This is a genomic window from Pseudotabrizicola alkalilacus (assembly GCF_003443995.1).
Taxonomy (GTDB): Bacteria; Pseudomonadota; Alphaproteobacteria; order Rhodobacterales; family Rhodobacteraceae; genus Pseudotabrizicola; species Pseudotabrizicola alkalilacus.
Genome location: NZ_QWEY01000021.1, coordinates 1 through 20,621, shown reverse-complemented (window position 1 = coordinate 20,621; position 20,621 = coordinate 1). Strand labels below are relative to the sequence as shown.

Genomic DNA, 20,621 nt, shown 5'->3' with positions numbered 1-20,621 from the left:
TATGCCGGATCCGGTCAGTGCGCCGCGAAATGCCGTCATGCAACGCAGTGGTCTGCCCACCGGGCATGCCAAACACATACTCAACCCCGTATTGGGCAAGCATCTCTGCGATAAGATCTCCGATATGAGCCATGGATCGTCCTTTCATCTGGCAACAAGAAGCCGGTCCGCAACCACAAGGTCGCAGCGGCATGGGGGAAGTCGATGGTTTGGCCTGGCGCTACGGGGCCAAAGCCGCCGCAGCCTGGGTCAGCGCAGCCATGCGGTGCATCAGCGGTTTCAGCGCGGCATGGGTCTGCAGGTAAAAATCAAGCTGCGCGCGGAACTGCGCGTGGCGGGCGGGGTCGGGATGGATCTCGTCGCGGATGCGCACCATGGCATCGGCGGCAGTCTCCAGTGTCGGGTGCAGCCCTGCCCCCACGGCGGCGGCAATCGCCGCGCCAAAGGCGGTGGCTTCGCCCACCTCGGGAATACGCAACCGGGTGCCGGTCGCATCGGCATGCATCTGTGCCCAGAACCGCGAGCGCAGTACCCCCCCGGCCAATGTCATGGCCAACACCGGAATGCCCTTGTCGGTCAGCCGGTCCAGAATGTTGGCCGTGCCCAGAGCCACCGATTCCATCAGCGCCCGCGTGATCTCGGCTCGGCCATGTTTCAGCGTCAGGCCCCAGATCGCACCTTGCAGGTCATAGTCGGTGAACGGGTTGCGGTTGCCCTGCCAGAAATCCAGCACCACCAGACCATGCGCCCCCGGCGGTGCCGACTGCGCCTCTGCCAGCAAGGCGTCATAGCCATCCTGCCCCTGATGCAACAGATCATGCCACCAGCGCAGCACTGCGCCAGAGGAGACCTGCCCGCCCTCCATCACGAAAACACCCTTTGTCACACAGTCGGGATGCGGGCCGAACAGCCCCTCGACCTCGATATCCTCGGCCACCACGGGCAGGACCAGATGCGAGGTGCCGGTGATCAGCGCCGTCTCGCCGGGGCGCAGAGTGTTCAGGCCGACCATGGCGACATAGGCATCGGTTCCGCCTGCCACCACCAGCGTTTCACAGTCCAGCCCCATGGCGTCGGCGGCGTGCGGCTGCAACGGGCCGATCACCTCTCCCACGGCGGGCATCCGGGCCGGGAAGCGGTCGGTGATGCCCGACAGCCCGATAGCGGTCAGAAAATCCTCGGGCCAGCCGTGGCGGGGGTCATAGAACCAGCGGTTGGTGGTCAGGTTCTGGCCCAGCGTCAATTCGCCCGCCAAACGCAGCGCCAGATAGTCGGCCATTTCCACAAACCAGCGGCTGCGGCCAAACACGTCGGGCGCGTTCTCGCGCAGCCACAGGATCTTTGGCAGCGCCGTTTCGGCGCTGAACCCGGCGCGGCTGCGGCGCAGCACGGGGTGGCCCGTCGCCTCGATCCGCCGTGCTTGCGGCGAGGCACGGTTGTCCATCCACAGGATCGCCTCGCCCAGCGGGTTCAGCGCGTCGTCAAGCGCAACCATAGTGGACGAGGTACCAGAAGCGCAGATCGCCGCGATCCGGTCCCGCGCGATGCCGCCTTGCAGCAGTGCCGCGCGCACCGCGCCGCAGGCTGCCTCCCACCAGTCGGCGGGGGATTGGGTGGCCCAGCCGGGATGCGGATGGGTGGTCGGATAGTTGCGCACCGCCATCGCCAGCACCCGGCCCGTGCGGTCAGCCACCAGCGCCCGTGCGCCTCCGGTTCCGCAATCAAGCCCTATGGTCAGATCCCGCATGTCAGCCCCCCTTCCGGCGTTCGCCGTGATGGCGGGCGGCCAGCATCGCCACCACCAGCCCGGTCAAAAGCAACGCACCCTGAATGATCTGGCGCTGGTAGTCCGGCAGGCCCAGAAGCGCGGCGCCGCTGAACAAGACGCCGATGAACAGGGTCGCGGTCAGCGTGCCAAGGATGTTGGGCTTGCCCACATGCACCATCATCCCGCCCAGCAGCACCACGGTCAGCCCGTTGATCAGATAGGGTCCGCCGATCATCGGCTGGCCAGAGGCGAGGTTTTCGGCGAGGATGACCCCGGCCAAAGCGGCGCAGACCGCAGAGAACACGAACAGCAACAGCGTCAGCCCGACCACGGGGATGCCCACAGAGCGGACGGCGGTCTCGTTCTGCGCCATCGCATAGATGTAGCGCCCCATGGACAGCCGTTCCTGCACGAACCACGCCAGCGCTGCCAGAGCCAGAACCGGCAGCACGATCAGCGGCACAGCACCGCCAAGCTGCGGCTCCAGCAGGCTCGCGACCGGACCCGGCGTTGCGATACGGATCACGGTGCCCTTGCCCAGTGCCGCCGCAAGCGAGGCGCACAGTCCGGCGGTCGAGATGGTCACGATCAGCGCAGGCAGCCGCATCACCGCGACCAGCCAGCCGTTCAGCAAGCCCACCGCCAGACCCGCCGCCAGCCCGGCGCCGATGGCGGGCCACCAGCCCCAGCCCTGCGACAGACCCCAGGCACACAGCATGTTCGACAGCGCCGCCACCTGCATGAAGCTGACATCGATCTTGCCCGCCGCGATCACCCAGGTCAGCCCCAGCACCATCATCACCATGATGGAAAAGCTCTTCAGGACAGCGACCACATTGCCGGGGTCCAGCAACTGTGGCCGCTGGCTGGCGATCAGCGCCGTCAGAACCACCAGTGCCGCCACCAGCCAGAGGTTGGTGATCAGCCGCGACAGACGGCGACGTGTCCGGTGGCGGTGGCTTTCCGCCGGTTTGGTCATGGTCATGGTCATCCCTTCTCTCCCGGTGCAGAGCGGCGAAAGGCGCGCCTGATCCCGAAACTGGCCAGCCAGCCGCGCGCGGTGTCGGAAAACGCCAGCACCCCGGCCAGCAGGATCAGGCTGATCATGCCGTCGCTGTAGTAGTACGGCACGCCCATCAGCGCGAAGCCGTCCAGCAGCATGGTGATCAGCAAGATCCCCCCCAGTGTCGCTAGAACCGAGGTGCCGCCCAGAATGGCTGCCCCCAGAAACACCCCGGCATAGGCGGGCATCATCAGGTTCGCGCCCTTGTTGGTTTCGGCATTGCCGGACTCGGCCAGGATCAGCAGCACCGCCAGTGCCGTGCAGACCCCGCACAGCACATAGGCCAGCGCGACATAGCGCTTGGTGGCGATGCCCGAGAAATGGGCTGCGACCGGGTTCTCGCCCGTGGCATAAAAGGCCACGCCGGTCCGGGTGCGGTGCATCACGAACCAGGCCACCGCATAGATCGCCAGCAAGATCCAGAGTGAGACGCCAAGGCCCATCAGGCGCGCGTCATTCAGATCGGTGATGCCGACCTGAAAGAAGTTCTGAAAAATCGACCGCCCCCCGGTATAAAGAAAGGCCATCCCGGCGCAGATCGACCCGACGGCGATGGTGGTCACGATGTCGGGCAGACCAAAGCGGCTGATCGCGACACCCGACACCATCCCGATGGCGGCTCCGATAGCGATGCCCGCCGCAACCGCCACCCAAAGCGGTGCCCCGGCCGCAATCACCGCGCCCATCGACATGCCCGCAAAGGCCGCGACACCCGGAAGTGACAAATCAAACCGGCGCACGATCACCACAAAGGTCAACCCCAGCGCCGCCAGCCCGTTGGCGGCCATGTGCCGGGCAATGCCGTTCAGGCTGGCAGAGCTGAGAAAGCGCGGCTCGGCAATGGCAAGGGCCGCGCCGACGGCGATCACCAGCGCCAGAAAGCCGACGCCCCGCGCCGATTGCCGCATGTTATCCTGAAATCCGCTCATTGTGCCACCTCACCCATGATCCCGGCCATCAACAGCGCGTCACGGCTGAACACCCCGGATACGGGTTCCACCTGCCGCCCCTTGTGCAGCGCAAGGGTGCGGTCGGCCACGCCATGCACCTCGTCACAATCACTGGAAATCACGATCACCGCCGCATCACGCGACAACTGGCGCATCAGCGCATAGATCTTGGCCCGCGCGCCAATGTCGACGCCCACCGTCGGCTCCACAAAGATGTAGACATCGGCCTGACTGTACAGCCCCTTGGCCAGCACGATCTTTTGCTGGTTGCCCCCGGAAAAGCCACTGGCCGGCGTGGTCAGGCTGGGCGGGTGCAGCGCCACATCGCCGGTCAGTGCGCGGGCATCGCCCTGCATCCGCCGCCGCCTCAGCGACCAGCGCCCGGCCGCAGCCCGGCGCAGATTGGCGAGCGGCACATTGAACAGCGCGGCACGCGACAGCACCAGCCCTTCGGTCCGCCGATCACCGGGCACGAGGAACACTCCGGCATCCAGCGCCGCGCGTGGCGACGTCAGCCGCACCACCTGCCCGCGCAACCGCAGGGTGCCGCTGTCGGGCGGGGTCACCCCGAAAATCGCCTTGGCCAGTTCATCGCAGCCCGACCCGACCAGCCCGAAGATGCCCAGAACCTCGCCTTTGCGGGCGGTCAGGCTGATGCCGTCGAAATCGCCCTGCAGGCACAGCGCCCCGACCTCCAGCACCGCATCACCGGGGGCGGTTGCGGCGCGCGGCGGAAAGATATCGCCGATCGCTTCTCCCAGCATCAGATCGGCCAGCGACACCCGACCGGCCTTTGCCTCGTCCACGGTCATGCGGGCGACACAGGTGCCGTTGCGGAAGATGCTGAAGCTGTCGGCAATGGCAAACACCTCTTCCAGCTGATGCGTGATGTAGATGATCGCGATGCCCTGCGCCTTGAGCAGCCCCATCAGCGCAAACAGGTCTTCGCGCTCGATATCGGTCAGGGTCGATGTCGGCTCGTCCAGGATGAGCACCCGGGTATTCTCGCCCGCGATGGCCTGCAGGATCGCCACCGCCTCGCGCTCGACCGCCGACATGCGACCAACTTCCAGCGTCAGATCCAGCGCCACCGGAAACCGCGACAACAATGCCTTTGCCCGCCGCTCCAGCCCACGCTGATCAATGCGCGAGAACAAACCCCGCCGCGCGCTTTCGCGACCCAGGAAGATGTTGTCCAACCCGGTCATGTCGGGCACCAGTTCAGGATGTTGCTGCACCGTGGCGATGCCCGCACGGATCGCATCCTCGGGGGTGCGGAAGTGAACCTCCTCGCCGCCAACGGTGATCTGGCCACCATCCTTTTGAATGATCCCCGACAGGATCTTGATGAATGTCGATTTGCCCGCGCCGTTGATGCCCAGCAGCGCATGCACCTCGCCCGGCGCGACGTGAAACGCCACATTTTGCAGGGCCTGAACCGGTCCGAACCGCTTGGAAACCCCGGATGCTGTCAGGATGGGCGCTGCCATACCTAAATTCCTGTTGCTGGTGAAAATTGTGAGGGGCGCACGGCTGCGCGCCCCCGTCGTTGACCTGTGGATCAGACCGCGCGGACCCAGCCCAGTTCGGCCCCACGACCCGGCACGTCGAAATCATCGGGGATGCCAGCCTGAAGCATGTCTTTCACCACCGCATAGGTCGGCGTAACGATCAGCCGTGGCGTGTTGCGCCCGGCAAGCGATTCATGCGCGTAGAACACGCAGGAATAGGCCATCTCGTAAAAGCTTTGCGCCATCGACAGCTTCAGCGGTGTATCCGATGCGATATAGTTGAACGCCTGCGACCCGCCGTCGATGCCGGTTATGATCAGGTCATCGCGGCCTGCGGCCCTGGCGGCCAGCGTACCTTCGACCGCTGCCCCATCCCAGGCGCACCAGATCGCGTCAATATCAGGGTTAGAGGTCAGGATATTGTCGACTGCCTGCCGGGGCGTGACATTGCCCGCCAGAGCAAAGGCCCATTCGGTAACGATTTCCACCTCGGGATAGCCGCGCAGCACCCATTCCATGCCAAGCGTCCGCTGATCCCAGCTTTCGTTCTGTGGCAGCATCACGCGGGCAATCTTGCCCTTGCCGCCGATGGCCTTGCAGATGAACTCGCACGAATGAACGCCCATGCCATAGTTGTTCGACATGGCGGTGGTGGTCACGGTGCTGCCGGGCACCGCGCTGTCGGCACAGAACACCGGGATGCCCGCTGCGATGGCGCGCTGCACGGCGGGGGCAATTGCCACCGCGTCGGCCGGGGTGATGAACAGCGCATCGGGCCGTGACGCCACCAGCGAGTCGATCTGATCGCTTTGCACCCGTGCATCAAAGCCCGCGTCGGTGGTGGTCAGGCTGCCGCCCAGCTCCGCGACGGCGGCGGTAAAGCCATCCTGCAGATGGCGGCCCGAGTCATAGGTGGTCCAACCCAGCGAAGCCGCAAATGTGCGATCCGCCGCCTGCGCCTGCATCGCCTTTGGCCAGAGTGCGGCACTGGCCGCAAGGGCCGCCGCCCCCGACAGGAACGCACGTCGTCCGAAGGCCGGGCCGAAAGTCTCTTCCGTCATGATGGTCTCCTCCACTGTTACGCCGACAGAGCGTCGGTTCTCTCCCGCCCCTCCCGGGCGGGTCTTGGTCAACACAGGCGGGCAAAGGCCTGCCAGCGTTGAAAAGCATGGTCGTAGCTGTCTGCATGGGCTGTCTGTGGCCCGACAGTCAGCGCGATGTCGGGGCGGGTCAGCACGTCGCGGGGCGGGGCGCCCGTGGCCGCGATCATGCCCAGCCGGGCCGCGCCAAAGGCGGCGCCCAAAGCGCTGCTGCGGGGCACGTCAAGCTCGACCCCAAGGCTGGTGGCCAGCATCGACACCCACAGCTTCGAGCGGGAGCCGCCGCCGATGGCCAGCAGACGCCGCAGTTCGCCGCCACCGACCCGGAATGCTTCGGCGCAGTCGCGAATGGCAAAGCTGACACCCTGCATCACTGCCTGCGCCATCGCGGCATCGTCATGCTGATGCGCAAGCCCCATGAAGCCACCGCGCATGCTGCCATCGCTGCGCGGCGACCAGCACCCATCCAGAAACGGCACAAAGATCAGATCCGTTGCCGGGCGCGGATCCTCGCCCAGCAGTGCCACCAGCTCCGCCGGGCTGCGCTTCAGCCGCGCACCAAGCCAGCTCAGACAAGAGGTTGCCGACAGGACCACCGACATCTGATGCCAGCGGTCAGGCACCGCGTGGCACAGGGTTTCAATGGCAAAAGCCCCTGCCGGGCGCGGGCGGTCATTGGCGACAAACAGCACGCCCGAGGTGCCCAGCGAAACCGTGCCCTCACCATCCTCGATCACCCCGGTGCCACAGGCCCCGCAGGCATTGTCGCCGCCACCACCGGCAATCACCGGGCGGTGCCGCATGCCCCAACGCTGCGCCAGTGCAGCGCGCAGGGTGCCCGTGGCCTCGGTGCCCTCGCACAGGCGGGGCATCTGGCTGCGATCCATGCCAGAGGCCGCAAGCATGGTGCCAGACCAATCGCGCGCGGCCAGATCCACCCACATGGTGCCACTGGAATCGGCCAGATCGCTGGCCTTGTCGCCCGACAGCCTCAGGCGGATATAATCTTTTGGCAACAGAACCATACGCACCGCATCAAACGTATTTGGCTCATGACGACGCAACCACATCAGCTTGCTGGCAGTCACGCCGGGTGTCGGCGCACGTCCCACATGGTCAAGCAGATCAGGCACCGCAGCGGCCAGTTCAGCGCATTCCGCACTGCTGCGGGTGTCGTTCCACAGGATGGCCGGGCGCAGGGGCCGGTCGGCGGCGTCCAGCACCGTGGCACCATACATCTGGCCGGACAGCCCGATGCCCGCGACCTCGGCCATGGCCGCCGGGTGGCTGGCGGTCAGCGCATCAAGGCTCTCGCACACTGCATTCCACCACAGATCCGGGTGCTGCTCGGACCAGCCGGGCTGAGCCCGTCTGATCTCAAGCGGACTGGACGATGCCTCGGCGACCAGCGTCTGGCCTGCGTCGATGATCACGGATTTCACCCCGGACGTGCCAAGGTCTATGCCAAGAAACATGCGTCCTCCTCCCCCCTTGTGTCGTGCCGTCGGGCACGGGTCTTGTGCCACCGCGGCAAGGGCCTCCACTCCCTTGCCGCAGGGCTTTTCAGGCTGTCATCCGCGGCCTCTTGTCCTTTTGCAGATGGTCTTCCAGCGCGGCGATCTGGGCGGGCGACAGGCGCAATCCCAGCTTGCTGCGCCGGAACAGAATGTCTTCGGCCGTGCGCGCCCATTCGGTGCGGCACATGTAATCGACCTCGCGCGCGCTCAGCCCCGCCCCGAAATCCCGGCCCAGGTCCGCACGGCTGCGGGCATCGCCCAGCATTGCGCCAGCGCGTGTGCCGTAAAAGCGAACCAGCCGGATCGCATCGGCACCGCTCAGAAATCTGCGGGCCGACAGCAGTTTGCGCACCTCGCTGTCAAAGTCCTGCGGCGCAAAATCACCCCCCGGCAGCGGCTGTCGCCCGGTCCAGCCTGCGGCCTCGCCCTGCGCGGGACCAAGGGTGGCCTCGACACGTGCCAGCGCAGATTCCGCCAGCCGTCGAAAGGTCGTGATTTTGCCGCCAAACACCGACAGGACCGGGGCATTCTGGGCCTGATCCAGTTCCAGCACGTAATCGCGGGTCGCCTTTTGCGCCTCGCTGCTGCCGTCATCATACAGCGGGCGGACTCCGGAATAGCTCCAGACCACATCCTTGGGCGTGATGGGCCGTTTGAAATACTGCCCCACCAGCGCACAGAGATAGGCAACCTCTTGATCCGACGCGGAAACCAAGGCCGGATCGCCCGGATAGTCGCGGTCGGTGGTCCCGATCAGGGTAAAGCGGTCTTCATACGGAATGGTAAAGACAATCCGTCCGTCGCTGTTCTGAAAGATGAAGCAGCGGTCATGCCCATACAGGCGCGGCACCACGATATGTGACCCCTGCACCTGCCGGACCGAACCTTTGGGCGGGCGTTGCAACAGATCGCGCGCCACGGCATTGGCCCACGGCCCGCCCGCGTTGATCACCATGCGGGCGTGGATCACCTCTTCCTGCCCGGTCTCCAGATCCCGCCCGACCACGCGCCAACCGCCTTCGGCCAAAGGTCTGGCCTCGGTGCACCGGGTGCGCACACGGATATCGGCCCCCCGCTCGGCGGCATCCTGAGCGTTCAGGATGGTCAGGCGGTTGTCTTCCACCCAGCAGTCGGAATACTCAAAGCCCAGACGCAGCTCACCTTTCAGCCCCTCACCAAAAGGCCCGTGCGCCAGATTGACCCGTGATGTTCCGGGCAGCAGTTTACGCCCGCCCAGATGGTCATACAGAAACAACCCCAGCCGCAGCACCCAGGCCGGGCGCATGCCCTTGCGATGTGGCAGGACAAACCGCAACGGACGCACGATCTGCGGGGCGATGCCCCAAAGAACCTCGCGTTCAATCAATGCTTCGCGCACCAGCCGGAACTCGTAATGCTCCAGATAGCGCAGGCCGCCGTGCAGCAGTTTGGTGGAGGAAGACGAGGTCGCGCCGCCAAGATCGCCCTGCTCGCACAACCAGACCGAATAGCCCCGCCCCACTGCATCGCGGGCGATGCCGCAGCCGTTGATGCCGCCGCCGATGATGGCCAGATCAACCGTCCGGTCGGGAGTGCGCTCAGACATGGGCCACCTCACGCGCGGCAAGGATGCGGTCGGCGACCTCGACAAACCCGGCCCCGCCGACCGAAGGGGCGACAAAGGCGGGCGGCGCAAAGCTGCCCGGCGTGAACTCCCGCACATTGGCCACGCCACACGACAGCGGAAAGAACTTGAACATCGGCCCGTCATTCGGGCTGTCGCCGACAAACACCACCCGGTCGCGCGCGGCGTCGATATCAAGGCCCAGCACGTCACCGGCAAAAAGCCGGGTCATCGACAGCTTGTCGTAATCGCCGAACCAGCCGTTGACATGGATCGAGGACAGCTTGGCCACGGCCCCGGCTTCGGCAAACAGATCAAGGATGCGCTGCACCTGATCGTCCGGCAGCGCGGGCACATCTTCACAAAAGTCGATGGCCAGATCGGCCTCGCGGTACAACTGATCCGAGGCGATGCCCGCGCCGGGCACTTCGGCCAGGATCAGGTCGCGCAGCGCATCCAGCTTGGCGCGGTTGGCGCGGCGCTCGGCGGTGCTGGCAAAGAACCGCTGCCGCATGACCCGCGCCGTGCGGTCATAGCTGAAATAGAGCGCGCCGTTTTCGCCGACGATACCCGCCACCGGCCACATCCGGGCAATCATGTCGCACCACCCGGCGGGGCGGCCCGTGATCGGTACCACCTTCAGCCCGGCCTGTGCCAGCCGTTCCAGCGCGTCATAAGCGGCGGCAGGCAATTGGCCATCGGTGGTCAGGGTGTCGTCGATGTCGGTAAAGACCACTTCGCAACGCGACAGCCCGGCCAGATCCAGTTCGTGCAATGGGCGCATCACAGCACCTCCTCGATGAAATCGTCCAGAATGCCCATGTCCGCCGCCAGATCGAGCAGCGAAAAGCGGTCGCGCATCTCGCGGCAGTGGCGCAGGGCGTCGATGTAGAGGTCGCGGTCCATCCCGATTTCCTCGGGCGTGGTGCCCCCCCCGGCGGCCCGCAGATGCGCCGCCATCTCGTCCGAGGGCAGCATCATCGCACGCAGCGTCTGGCGCAGATATGGCCAGACCGCGGCCAGCCGGTCGTTGAAGGCGGCAGCCTGATCAGCCGTCATCGCCTTGACCCGGCTGGCGGCAAGGCAGTCGTCTACCGCCGCTGCCGGATAGCGGGCGCGGATCGCCGCCTCATCCGGTTGCCAGCCGGTGATGCGCGGGGCCTCTTCCATCGCAAGAATGCGCTCCTGCAGCCGCGCCATGGTGATCGAGGCCACGCCGACCTGCTGGCCATGCACCGTGCCGGGATGCCGGTCCCCGGCAAAACTGTCGATCCAGTGCGAAATCTGATGCTCGCCCATCGAACCAGGATGGCTCATCCCCACCGCCGCGATGCCAAGACCGCCGAGCGTCAGCAGCCGTTGCAGATAGCCGATCGCATCATGATCGCCCTGCCCCAGACCGGCGCTGCGCGCAAGAACCGCCGCCTCGTCCGCGTCCTGCAGCCGATAGGGTGCGGTGGCATAGCGGGTGCCCAGCAGCACATGCGAGAAGTACCAGTCCACTTGCGCCGTCGGGCGGCACAGGCTGTCACCCAGCCCAGCCCCGATCAGGTATTGCGGAGCCGCCGCCGACACGCCGATGTCGATGAAAACACCCTTTGCCGCATGGGCCTTTTGTGTGGTCTTCAGCCCGGAATCCAGCGTGATCGACGCGGTCGAAGAGGTATAGCCATTCATCGACGGCGCCGTGGCATAAACGCTGTAGCTGCGTCCGTCCTTATAGGTCGCGAACTTGCACAGATCGTTGATCGTGCCCGATCCGACCGCGACCAAAGCCGCCTGACCTCTGGTTTTAGCCTGAAGTGCGCGGACCTGACTTTCATCGGCATGGGGATGGTCCAGCACAACCAGCCGCGCTTTGGCGCCCAGACGGCGGGCAATGTCGGCCCCCATCACATCGGCGGTCGCGGTGTCACAGACCACGGCGTAACTCTCGGCAGGCATCACCTGCGCCAGCGCCTCGGGGGCGTGGGCTGCCAGATCGTCGCCGATGTTGATGTGCCGGAACGGCACTGTGACCAGAGACCCGGTGTCAGGATCACGCCATTGGCCCTCGGTAACATCCCGGATCAAGGCATTCCAATCCCCGGAGGCTGTATCGCGCGCCGCTTGCATCAAGGTCATCTGAGCCTCCCAACTCATTCCGTCGCATGAATTGAAAGTTGCCAGATAGCAGTGGCATACGTCAATGGCATTTTTCACCACCCCCTACCTTTTGCCAATACGCTTGAATTTCTTCCGGATTGGCAGGATGGTGGCGCGGCCCCGACAAAGGACGTGTGTATGCCCCGCAAAGACCCGCTTGAGACCAACGACCTGAAACCGCGCCGCCCGATTCCCGCAGCCTTTGGAACGGATGAAGTGTTCTGGGCGGCGTGGCTGTATTATGAGCAGGGGCAAAAGCAGGATCAGATCGCCGATCAACTCGGCATTTCGCGTGCTTCGGTGTTTAACCTGCTGCAAAAGGCACGCGATGAGGGGGTGGTAAACATCTCGATCGACCCGAGCCGGATCGCGCGGGCCGATCTGTCGCTGCGGCTGTGCGAGCTGTATGGCATTGACGAATGCTTCATCCTGCCTGAACGCAAGGATGCCGGTGCGCTTCACCGTCAGATCGGCCATCTGGGCGCGCGGGTGCTGGAAAGCCGGATGAGCAGCGATGACATCATCGGCGTTGCCTGGGGGCGCACGGTGCTGGCGCTGTCGCAGCACCTCAACACGGTGAACCAGCCGAATGTGACCATTGCCCAGATCACCGGCAGCTCGGCCGCCACCTTTGATTTCTCGCCGGTGCTCTGCACCTCGAACCTTGCCGCGCGGCTTCTCGCCCGCTGTGTCAACCTGCACGCGCCCGGCGTGGTCTCTTCGCCGCATGTCAAAGAGATCCTGATGGCGGAACCGGCAATCTGCGAGCATTTCGCCTTGCTGGAACACTGCTCCAAGGCCGTGTTCGGGGTCACGCAACTGACGGGCGAGACGCTGCTGGTGACAGGTGGGTTCATGTCGCAGGCCGAGGTCGAGGTCTATCGTGATCTGGGCGCGGTCGGCTTTGCCTCGGGGTATTTCTTTGCCGAAGATGGCCGCATCATCCGCAGCGAATTCGATGACCGCCACATCACCATGCCCTTGGACAACCTGCGCGCTGTGCCCGAACGGATCTGTGTCGGCGGGGGTCCGGGCAAGGCGGTCGCGATCCGTGGCATGCTGCGGGCAGGAATAGCGTCGGTTTTGGTGACAGACGCGGCCACGGCGCGCGATGTGGTCAACGGGGGCTGAAGATCAAAGGTCTTTCCCGGCGAACAGGATTGACTCGACCTGGTCCCCGGCAGGAGGGTCTGGCTGAGGTGCCGCGCCGTAAGCGACACTTCAGCCAGACCCCCGCAGTATGGCGATATTGGCCGGTGTCATGTCAGCAGGGCAATGGGCCACATCACGATTTGCGGGAAAGCCGCAACCAGCACCGCCGCCCCCAGACTGATCGCATAGAACGGCAGACTGGCGACCACCAGCCGTTCGGTCGGTATTTTGGCGACATAGGCGGTGGCAAACAGGCAGGTGCCGACCGGGGGCGTGGCCAGGCCGATGGCAAGGCAAGTGACCATGAAGATCAGGAAATGCATCGGATCGACCCCGGCGGCCACCGCTGCGGGCATCAGCACCGGGATCAGCATCAGGGCCGCCGCCACGATATCCATCAGCATGCCGACGATCAGAAAGATCACCCCCATCATCAGCAGCGTCACAAAGGGCGATCCGCTGATCAGCGACAGCAGGCCGGATGCCTTTTGCGGCAACAGATCCACGGTAAAGATAAAGGTCGCAGCCGAGGCCACCATCAGGATCAACAGCACGGTGCCCGCCAGTTGCCCGGCCTTGACCGCAAGTTCGATGAAATCGCGCCAGCCGATTTCGCGGTGGACAATCCCGCCGACAAGCAGGGTGTAGATCACCGCAAGCCCCGCGCCTTCGGTCGGTGTCACGATGCCGGAAAACATGCCGGTCAGGATGATGACCGGCGCGCCGACAGAGGGCAGCGCCCGCAGGATCGACCGGGCAAACCGGGCACGGTCAAACGGCACCACGGTGCCATAGCCGCGCTTGCGCGACACCACATAGTTGTAGACCGCCAGCGACACCGCAAGCAGGATACCCGGCCCAAGCCCCCCGGCAAGGGCGGCGCCAACCGATTGGCCCGCCGCTGCGGCAGCAACGATGATCAGGATCGACGGCGGCACCAGCGTGGCAAGTGTCGCCGTGATCAGCGTCAGCGCCGCCGAATACGGCAGCGGATACCCGCGTGATGTCATCGACTTGATGGTGATCGGCCCCAGACTGGCAATGTCGGCAACCGAAGAGCCGGAGATGCCGCCGAACACAAAGGACGAGGCGATATTGACGTGACCAAGCCCGCCGCGAAACCGCCCGACCATGGCTTCGGCCGCATCAAAGATGCGCTCGGACAGGCCGCCCCGCTCCATGATCTGACCGGCAAGAATGAACAGCGGAACCGCGATCAGCAGAAAGGAGTTGATCGACGTGGCAAGGGTCTGGGTGATCATCGACAGTGGCAGATCGTAAAGCTGCAGGGTGATGACCGTGCCAAGCCCCAGAGCCACCGCCAGCGGCACACCCAGTGCGGCCAGAATGCCAAAGCACAACAAAAGCATCAGGCTCATTTGCGGGCCTCCTTGATAGCGTGGGTATAGTCGCTGCCCTGCACCCCATGGATCAGAGCACCGATGACGGCCAGAGCAGAGCCCAGCACCAGCGGCAGCGTGGCCAGCCACATGCCGACCCGCAGGATCGGAGAGGTTTCGCCAAAGCGGATCTGCTGGGCCAGAAGGCTCCAGCCGTGATAGGCAACGATGGCGAACAGCACAGCCGCGGCCACAGCCGGGATCAGGTCGATCACCCGACGGCGTGCCGGATGGGTGACCAGATCAGACAGCAGGGTCACGGCAGGGTGCTGCCCGGTCCGGAAACTTGCGGCCACCCCGAACCAGATTGTCCAGATGAACAAGAACCGCGACAGCTCTTCGGTCCATGGGACGGAACTGCCCCAAAGACGCGACACCACCTGCAAGGCAATCAGCCCGATCATCCCTGTGATAGCGATCAGCAGCACGGCATCGACAAGCCGCCAGATCCATCGGTCGATGGTTTTCATCTTCAGTCCCCCCAATCTTTCCGGCTTTTGCCGACCCAAGCAAGGGTCAGGCAAAGGGTGGCGCACATGGAACGCGCCCCACCCAAAGCGTCACCCTGTCACTGTGACACGAAGTCGATGCTTTTTTGCATGAACTCAGGTGTGATCTGTTCTTCGAACTGCGGATAGATACCGCGCGCGACGGTCTGGATCTTTTCCAGCTCGCCGTCGGCCAAGAGGTTCACCTGCATGCCAGCCGCTTTCAGCTTTTCGATGATTTCGGCCTCTTGCGCAATTTCCTGCGCGTCCTGTTCCGCAATCATTTCGCTCGCCGCTGCCTGAACAGCGTCATGGTGATCAGCCGGGATCTTCTGCCACGCTGCAGAAGACAGCGCGACAAGAAAGCTGTCGGCAAGATGCTGGGTGATGTTCAGATGCCCCTGCACCTCGTAGAGCCGGTTGTTGAACGGCACTTCGACCGGGTTTTCCTGCCCGTCAATCGCCTTGAGTTGCAAGGCGGAATAGACTTCGGAAAACGCCATCGGTGTCGGGTTTGCGCCAAGCGCCTGAAACAGGCTGACAAACAAGGGGTTGTTCGGGGTGCGCAGGTTCAGACCGGCAAAGCCGTCGGCGGTGGTGATTGCGGTTTCGCGCGTGGTCACGTTGCGGAAGGTGCGCAGGAAAAAGCCAAGCCCCTTGATGTTCAGCCGCTCCATCGAGGTCAGCAGCTCCTGCCCCGGCGCGCCCGCCAGATAGGCCTGCAGCTGGTCATAGTCAGAGAACAGATAGGGCAGCGAAACCGCGTTCATCTTTGGCTCGAACGACGCATAGACCGATGTGGCCAGGATCAGCCCGTCCAGCGCGCCGGACCCAAGCTGGTTGATCGCGGCATTCTGATCCTTGCCATAGAGGATGCCATCGGGGAACACCTGAATGACCACCTCGCCGCTGGTTTTCTCTGCAACCAGAGCGGCAAAACGGGTGGCGGCGCGACCGACCGAGCTTTCGGCCGGGTCCGGCACGGCCATGCGCAACTGGGTTTCGGCCAAGGCGGCCTGTGGTGCCAGCATCCCGGCAAGCATCAGGGCCATGGCAGCAGCCCCCTGCATCAGGGCGCGGCGGGTCAGGGTATATGTCATCAGGTTTCCTCCCATGTGACTTTAGGTTCTTATTTCAGATCAGCGCCTTGGGGCGCAAACCGTTGCGTCGTTCAAGTTCAAGGATCAGGGCCGAATGGTCCAGATCGCCGCCGCCATGCGCGACCAGATCGGTGAACAACTGATCCGCCAGATCCAGCAGCGGCAGCTCCAGCCCCAGCGATTGCGCCAGCGTTCTGGCCGCCCCGGTGTCCTTGATCTGGTATTTCGCCGGGCCGCCGGGCGTAAAATCACCGGCGATCATCCGCGCGCCGTGCTGGTCAAGGATACGCGACCCGGCAAAGCCCCCCATCAGCGCCTGACGCACCCGTGCCGGGTCCGCCCCGCCCTGACGCGCCAGCAGCAGCGCTTCGGAGACGGCACAGATGGTAGACGCGACCAGCAGCTGATTGACCAGCTTGGTCAGCGCCCCCGACCCGTCCGGGCCGACATGGGTGACCGTGCCCATGGCCGACAGGACCGGATGCACGGCTGCAATCTCATCCGCCGCGCCCCCCGCCATGATCGACAGCGTGCCCGCTTTGGCCGCCACCGTCCCGCCCGAAACCGGCGCATCCATCCAGATCAGCCCCATGTCCCGCGCCTTGCGGGCCATCGCCTTGGCCTCGTCATGCGAGATCGAGGACATGACGATCAGGCTTGCGCCCCGGTCCATCGCAGCCGCAGCCCCGCCGGAGCCAAACAGCACCTCTGCGCAAACCGGGCCAGAGGACAGCATGACCACCACCGCCCGCGCCCCCCGGACCGCCTGTTCCGCCGTGGTGCAGACTGTCACGCCGTCGCCTGCGACCTTTGCCTTTTCAAGCGTCCGGTTCCAGACCCGCAGCCGGTGCCCGGCGGCGGCCAGATTGACGGCCATCGGGCCGCCCATCAGCCCGGTGCCCAGAACCGCAACTGTCCACCCCGCGCTCATGGCACAACGCGGTCCAGAAACCGCACCGGCCGTTCGTCGCACAGGACCAGCGCATCGCGGAACGCTGCCAGATGCGGGGTTAGCAGATGCGCGTCAAATGCGGCGCGGTCGGCATAAACCTCATAGAACAGCACGCGCGCCACGCCCTCGCCCTGCTGCACCACCACGTCGAATTGCAGGCAGCCGGGTTCATCGGCCAGCGACGCCTCGGCATCGGCCCGTGCCGCCGCCAGAAAGGCGGTCAGCTTGTCGGGGGCAACATGAAATTCGGGCAGAACGACAAAGCTCATGCCGCTTTCTCCGCCTTTGGACCCATCGTCACCACCTGTTCGCGGCGCAAGGCAACCACATCCAGATCATCGACAAATTCCACATCCGACATCCGCACGATCTGATCGCGTGCAATGTCGGTCTTCAGCTTCACATGATGCGCCAGACCCATTGGCAGCGCGTCAATCGCGGTGGAAATCGTCGCCGGAATGGCTTTGGCCCAGGTCGCAAAACCACCCTCGCCATCCAGATAAGACCCGGCCTTGAGGTCTGACTTGGCGGTGGCCACCGCGTCGCCCCGGAACTCTTTCGACGACCCGGTCGGCTCATGGCGCAGCACCGCCGACAGCACCGAAACCGAGGTTTCCAGCCCGATCAGATGGAAGGGACGCCACATCGAGCCATACCAGCCCGATTTGTCGGTCAGCAGGCCATATTGCTCAAAGCATCCCTTGGTGTACTCGTCCGGCGCGCGGAAGGTGACGAACATGCCATACTGAATGTTGTTCACCACCTTGCGGCCATCAGGTTCGACGCTGGCGGCAATGTCGACCAACCCGTTCGACGGCAGGCGCCCGCCTTCGGATGCGGGTTTGAACACCTGCGCCAGATCGTGCAAGCCCGTGGGATAAAACGCCAATCCGTCATCCGGGCAATCAAGCCCGGTGCCATTGGCCACCGCCGCCATTTCAATCGCGGCCTTGGTGCCATCGGTGAAAGAATTGTACATCTTCGGATTGAAATCGCCTTTGGCCACGAATTCTTCGCTCCAGCCGAAATAACCCCAGACGGTATCCGGCGTGGAATAGCGGAATTCGGGGCGAAAGTTCATGCCCTTGCCGGCCGAGGTCAGCTCGAACCCGCAAGAGCGCACCCAATCGACCAACTCGCAGATAAAGGCAGGCTGGTCGCCATACGCCATCGAATAGACCAGCCCCTTTTCCCGCGCCATCCGGCCAAGGATCGGGCCGCACATCACATCGGCCTCGACGTTGACCATTACGATATGCTTCATCCCGTCGATGGCCATCAGCGCGTGGCGCACCCCGGCAATCGGGTGGCCGGTGGCCTCGATGATGCATTCGATGCCCTCAAACGCACACAAGGCTGCGGCATCGTCGGTCACAAACGTCCGCCCGCTGTCCATCGCATCGCCCAGCGACTTGGCCGCGTATTCTTCGGGTTGCCAGCCGGTGCGCACCAGCGACGCCCGCGCCTTGCCAGCATCCAGATCAGCCACGCCAACGATGTGATAGCCCGCAATCTTGCGCGCCTGTGCCAGCACCATCGAGCCGAATTTACCGGCACCGATCAGACCAACGCGGATCGGGCGGCCAGAGTCGTTGCGGGCTGACAGCATCGAGTACAGATTCATGGGTCATCTCCAGAAACAGGCCGACATCTGCGTCAGACCCGGAAAATTGCGCACAGAGGGGAAAGCACAGCCGCGCCCCCAAAAGCGGGACGGCTCACGGTCGGTGTCGGTCTGGTTTTCCCCCTGATCGGCCATGACCGCGTCATCACCGATGCTGTGACTGTCCCGCACCTGAGGCGTCAGAACAATTTATTCTTTCTCACTCTTTGATTAGAAAATCTAAGCGTTCATGCCGATGCGTTGCCAGTCCCTTGCCTGATCCCGCACCCAATCCAGAAACCGCTTCACCCGCCTGCGCCGCAGGTTGGCATGCGGACAGACCAGCCATTGCGTCGTCACCCGCATTTCCGGCACGTCGCGCAGCGGCACCACCAACTGCCCGGTCTGCAATTCGCGCTCCATCATCAGTGTGCTTTCCAATGCCACGCCCAAGCCCAGAACCGCCGCATCCACCGCCATATGCGAGCGGTCGAAATACAGCCGTTTCATCACCCCCTGATCGGCAATGCCGGCCTTCTGGAACAGGGTGTTCCACTGCACCTGCGCCTTGACCGAATGGATCAGCCGAAACCCCGTCAGATCCCCCACCTGCAGCGCGCCCTGCCCTGCCAGAGACGGCGCGCAGACCGGCACGAACCGCTCTTCCACCAGCGGCTCTATGTGCAGCCCGGTCCATTTGCCGGTGCCATGCCGGATTTCAACATCGACCAGATCACGGGCGAAATCGGTCGGTTCATTGGTGCCATCCAGCCGGATGTCGATATCGGGATTGGCGTCCAGAAACGCGGGCAGACGCGGCAACAGCCACTTGGTCGAGATGGTCGGGGTGGCCCGGATCGTCAGCAGGGTCGAAGGTTTCGCGCCCTGAATCAACTGCGTTGACGCAATGATGCCTTCGACCTGTTCGGCGATCATTTCGAAATAGCGCTCGCCCGCCTCGGTCAGCCGGATCTTGCGCCCCACCTTTGTCACCAGCGATGTGCCGATCTGCTGTTCCAGCGCCCGCAATTGCTGGGTCACCGCCGACGGCGTGACGCCCAGATGTTCGGCCGCCGCCGCCACTGAATTCAGCGTCGCCACCTGATAGAACACCGATATCGCCCGGAACGGTACCAAGACATGCCCCTTGCCGCTGGATCAGACCGAAGGGATACGGGAACGGGGCCGCCTTGGGAACCCATTGAACCGGATCAGCAGTCTTGGTCAGCCCAGCCGCACCCGGTCAGGCACCCCGGTCATAGGCGGTCGTGTCGCCTTTGGGGCGTTGCTCGGCGGGCAGCGTGCCGGTGACCAGATAGATCACCTGTTCGGCAATCCCCGTCGCATGGTCGCCCACCCGTTCGATGTTCTTGGCGATGAAATGCAGGTGCATGCAGGCGGTGATGTTGCGCGGGTCTTCCATCATATGGGTCAGGAATTCGCGGAACAGTGCGTTGTACATCTGGTCCACTTCGGTATCGCGCTGACGGACCTCGGTGGCCAGCGTGGCATCGCGCTTGATATAGGCGTCAAGCGCGTCGCGGATCAGCTGTTGTACCAGCTTTGCCATGCGCAGCACCGACGCGGCCGAGTCGCCGATGGGCGCGGTCTGGTTCAGCACCGTCGACCGCTTGGCCAGATTCTTGGCATAATCGCCACAGCGTTCCAGATAGGCCGCGATCTTCATCACTGTCAGCACGGTCCGCAGATCGGTGGCGGTGGGCGAGCGCAGGGCAATGATGCGGGCGCATTCAAGGTTCACCTGTTCTTCCAGCGCATCAATCACAGCATCGCCCCGCACCACGCGGCCCGCCAGATCATTGTCGCGCGCCTCCAGCGCTTCGGCGGCGCAAACGATGGCATCCTCGACAAGGCTGCCCATTTTCATCAGCATCGCCTGTACCGTCTCAAGATCGCGGTCAAACGCCCGCATGATATGCGGCTCAGAGTTGATCATGTTCGCCCCCGTCAGCCGATACGGCCTGAAATGTATGATTCCGTGCGCGGATCGACCGGGTTGGTAAAGATCGTGCCGGTTTCGCCGTATTCCACCAGATGGCCCAGGTGGAAAAAGGCCGTGCGTTGCGACACGCGGGCGGCCTGCTGCATCGAGTGGGTCACGATCACCACCGAGAACGTCGCGCGCAGCTCGTCGATCAGCTCTTCGACCTGGGCGGTGGCGATCGGGTCCAGCGCCGAGCACGGCTCGTCCATCAGCAGCACCTCGGGCGAGGTGGCGATGGCGCGCGCGATGCACAGCCGCTGCTGC

The 20,621-nt window shown here is 64.3% G+C and carries 20 protein-coding genes; 1 reads left to right on the top strand and 19 read right to left on the bottom strand.

The features are described from left to right. The 10 genes from D1012_RS21430 to D1012_RS21385 all read right to left on the bottom strand — a co-directional run. Positions 1-133: thiamine pyrophosphate-binding protein (locus D1012_RS21430; RefSeq protein WP_147335770.1), on the bottom strand; the 133-nt coding region annotated here is incomplete at its 3' end. 87 nt (positions 134-220) lie between these two features. Further along, the gene (locus D1012_RS21425; protein WP_118156170.1) at positions 221-1,747 is read right to left on the bottom strand and encodes an FGGY-family carbohydrate kinase; all 1,527 of its coding nucleotides are present in this window, start codon (positions 1,745-1,747) and stop codon (positions 221-223) included. Between the two features lies 1 nt (position 1,748). Beyond that, positions 1,749-2,759, bottom strand: coding sequence for an ABC transporter permease (locus D1012_RS21420; RefSeq protein ID WP_118156169.1), 1,011 nt, complete (start codon positions 2,757-2,759; stop codon positions 1,749-1,751). Then, complete coding sequence (locus tag D1012_RS21415) at positions 2,756-3,760, bottom strand: ABC transporter permease (RefSeq protein WP_118156168.1); 1,005 nt, start codon at positions 3,758-3,760, stop codon at positions 2,756-2,758. The genes D1012_RS21420 and D1012_RS21415 overlap by 4 nt, the downstream gene beginning before the upstream one ends. Further along, positions 3,757-5,271 (bottom strand): sugar ABC transporter ATP-binding protein, encoded by a 1,515-nt coding sequence (locus D1012_RS21410; protein WP_118156167.1) that lies wholly within the window; start codon positions 5,269-5,271, stop codon positions 3,757-3,759. Before D1012_RS21410 ends, D1012_RS21415 begins: the two co-directional genes overlap by 4 nt. Positions 5,272-5,342: 71 nt before the next feature. Further along, positions 5,343-6,353, bottom strand: a complete 1,011-nt coding sequence (locus tag D1012_RS21405; RefSeq protein ID WP_118156172.1) for a sugar ABC transporter substrate-binding protein — start codon at positions 6,351-6,353, stop codon at positions 5,343-5,345. 68 nt (positions 6,354-6,421) lie between these two features. After that, positions 6,422-7,867, bottom strand: coding sequence for a xylulokinase (gene xylB / locus D1012_RS21400; protein ID WP_118156166.1), 1,446 nt, complete (start codon positions 7,865-7,867; stop codon positions 6,422-6,424). 88 nt (positions 7,868-7,955) lie between these two features. After that, the gene (gene glpD, locus D1012_RS21395) at positions 7,956-9,494 is read right to left on the bottom strand and encodes a glycerol-3-phosphate dehydrogenase (RefSeq protein ID WP_118156165.1); all 1,539 of its coding nucleotides are present in this window, start codon (positions 9,492-9,494) and stop codon (positions 7,956-7,958) included. Beyond that, positions 9,487-10,296, bottom strand: coding sequence for an HAD family hydrolase (locus D1012_RS21390; protein WP_118156164.1), 810 nt, complete (start codon positions 10,294-10,296; stop codon positions 9,487-9,489). Before D1012_RS21390 ends, glpD begins: the two co-directional genes overlap by 8 nt. Next, positions 10,296-11,636, bottom strand: a complete 1,341-nt coding sequence (locus D1012_RS21385) for a sn-glycerol-1-phosphate dehydrogenase (protein WP_118156163.1) — start codon at positions 11,634-11,636, stop codon at positions 10,296-10,298. The genes D1012_RS21390 and D1012_RS21385 overlap by 1 nt, the downstream gene beginning before the upstream one ends. Positions 11,637-11,795: 159 nt before the next feature. On the opposite strand from D1012_RS21385, the gene D1012_RS21380 reads away from it, so the two are divergent. After that, positions 11,796-12,788, top strand: a complete 993-nt coding sequence (locus tag D1012_RS21380) for a sugar-binding transcriptional regulator (protein ID WP_118156162.1) — start codon at positions 11,796-11,798, stop codon at positions 12,786-12,788. A 128-nt stretch (positions 12,789-12,916) separates the two neighbouring features. On the opposite strand, the gene D1012_RS21375 is transcribed toward D1012_RS21380, so the two are convergent. The 9 genes from D1012_RS21375 to D1012_RS21335 all read right to left on the bottom strand — a co-directional run. Next, positions 12,917-14,188: a TRAP transporter large permease gene (locus D1012_RS21375; protein ID WP_118156161.1), complete on the bottom strand. Its 1,272-nt coding sequence runs from the start codon at positions 14,186-14,188 to the stop codon at positions 12,917-12,919. Beyond that, positions 14,185-14,679 (bottom strand): TRAP transporter small permease, encoded by a 495-nt coding sequence (locus D1012_RS21370; RefSeq protein ID WP_118156160.1) that lies wholly within the window; start codon positions 14,677-14,679, stop codon positions 14,185-14,187. The genes D1012_RS21375 and D1012_RS21370 overlap by 4 nt, the downstream gene beginning before the upstream one ends. A 98-nt stretch (positions 14,680-14,777) precedes the next feature. Beyond that, positions 14,778-15,797: a DctP family TRAP transporter solute-binding subunit gene (locus D1012_RS21365; RefSeq protein WP_158569418.1), complete on the bottom strand. Its 1,020-nt coding sequence runs from the start codon at positions 15,795-15,797 to the stop codon at positions 14,778-14,780. 34 nt (positions 15,798-15,831) lie between these two features. Continuing rightward, positions 15,832-16,728: an NAD(P)-dependent oxidoreductase gene (locus tag D1012_RS21360; RefSeq protein WP_118156158.1), complete on the bottom strand. Its 897-nt coding sequence runs from the start codon at positions 16,726-16,728 to the stop codon at positions 15,832-15,834. Continuing rightward, positions 16,725-17,018, bottom strand: a complete 294-nt coding sequence (locus tag D1012_RS21355; RefSeq protein WP_118156157.1) for a putative quinol monooxygenase — start codon at positions 17,016-17,018, stop codon at positions 16,725-16,727. The genes D1012_RS21360 and D1012_RS21355 overlap by 4 nt, the downstream gene beginning before the upstream one ends. Continuing rightward, positions 17,015-18,373 (bottom strand): NAD(P)H-dependent oxidoreductase, encoded by a 1,359-nt coding sequence (locus D1012_RS21350; RefSeq protein ID WP_118156156.1) that lies wholly within the window; start codon positions 18,371-18,373, stop codon positions 17,015-17,017. Before D1012_RS21350 ends, D1012_RS21355 begins: the two co-directional genes overlap by 4 nt. A gap of 219 nt (positions 18,374-18,592) precedes the next feature. Continuing rightward, positions 18,593-19,489, bottom strand: coding sequence for a LysR substrate-binding domain-containing protein (locus D1012_RS21345; protein ID WP_118156155.1), 897 nt, complete (start codon positions 19,487-19,489; stop codon positions 18,593-18,595). 106 nt (positions 19,490-19,595) lie between these two features. Next, positions 19,596-20,306 (bottom strand): phosphate signaling complex protein PhoU, encoded by a 711-nt coding sequence (gene phoU / locus D1012_RS21340; RefSeq protein WP_118156171.1) that lies wholly within the window; start codon positions 20,304-20,306, stop codon positions 19,596-19,598. 14 nt (positions 20,307-20,320) lie between these two features. After that, positions 20,321-20,621: phosphate ABC transporter ATP-binding protein (locus D1012_RS21335; protein WP_435530940.1), on the bottom strand; the 301-nt coding region annotated here is incomplete at its 5' end.

What these genes read in the sequence shown, in the direction of transcription:
- D1012_RS21425 (WP_118156170.1), bottom strand. Translation starts at nt 1,747, where the DNA reads ATGCGGGATCTGACCATAGGGCTTGATTGCGGAACCGGAGGCGCACGG.
- D1012_RS21420 (WP_118156169.1), bottom strand. Translation starts at nt 2,759, where the DNA reads ATGACCATGACCATGACCAAACCGGCGGAAAGCCACCGCCACCGGACA.
- D1012_RS21415 (WP_118156168.1), bottom strand. Translation starts at nt 3,760, where the DNA reads ATGAGCGGATTTCAGGATAACATGCGGCAATCGGCGCGGGGCGTCGGC.
- D1012_RS21410 (WP_118156167.1), bottom strand. Translation starts at nt 5,271, where the DNA reads ATGGCAGCGCCCATCCTGACAGCATCCGGGGTTTCCAAGCGGTTCGGA.
- D1012_RS21405 (WP_118156172.1), bottom strand. Translation starts at nt 6,353, where the DNA reads ATGACGGAAGAGACTTTCGGCCCGGCCTTCGGACGACGTGCGTTCCTG.
- xylB (WP_118156166.1), bottom strand. Translation starts at nt 7,867, where the DNA reads ATGTTTCTTGGCATAGACCTTGGCACGTCCGGGGTGAAATCCGTGATC.
- glpD (WP_118156165.1), bottom strand. Translation starts at nt 9,494, where the DNA reads ATGTCTGAGCGCACTCCCGACCGGACGGTTGATCTGGCCATCATCGGC.
- D1012_RS21390 (WP_118156164.1), bottom strand. Translation starts at nt 10,296, where the DNA reads ATGCGCCCATTGCACGAACTGGATCTGGCCGGGCTGTCGCGTTGCGAA.
- D1012_RS21385 (WP_118156163.1), bottom strand. Translation starts at nt 11,636, where the DNA reads ATGACCTTGATGCAAGCGGCGCGCGATACAGCCTCCGGGGATTGGAAT.
- D1012_RS21380 (WP_118156162.1), top strand. Translation starts at nt 11,796, where the DNA reads ATGCCCCGCAAAGACCCGCTTGAGACCAACGACCTGAAACCGCGCCGC.
- D1012_RS21375 (WP_118156161.1), bottom strand. Translation starts at nt 14,188, where the DNA reads ATGAGCCTGATGCTTTTGTTGTGCTTTGGCATTCTGGCCGCACTGGGT.
- D1012_RS21370 (WP_118156160.1), bottom strand. Translation starts at nt 14,679, where the DNA reads ATGAAAACCATCGACCGATGGATCTGGCGGCTTGTCGATGCCGTGCTG.
- D1012_RS21365 (WP_158569418.1), bottom strand. Translation starts at nt 15,797, where the DNA reads ATGACATATACCCTGACCCGCCGCGCCCTGATGCAGGGGGCTGCTGCC.
- D1012_RS21360 (WP_118156158.1), bottom strand. Translation starts at nt 16,728, where the DNA reads ATGAGCGCGGGGTGGACAGTTGCGGTTCTGGGCACCGGGCTGATGGGC.
- D1012_RS21355 (WP_118156157.1), bottom strand. Translation starts at nt 17,018, where the DNA reads ATGAGCTTTGTCGTTCTGCCCGAATTTCATGTTGCCCCCGACAAGCTG.
- D1012_RS21350 (WP_118156156.1), bottom strand. Translation starts at nt 18,373, where the DNA reads ATGAATCTGTACTCGATGCTGTCAGCCCGCAACGACTCTGGCCGCCCG.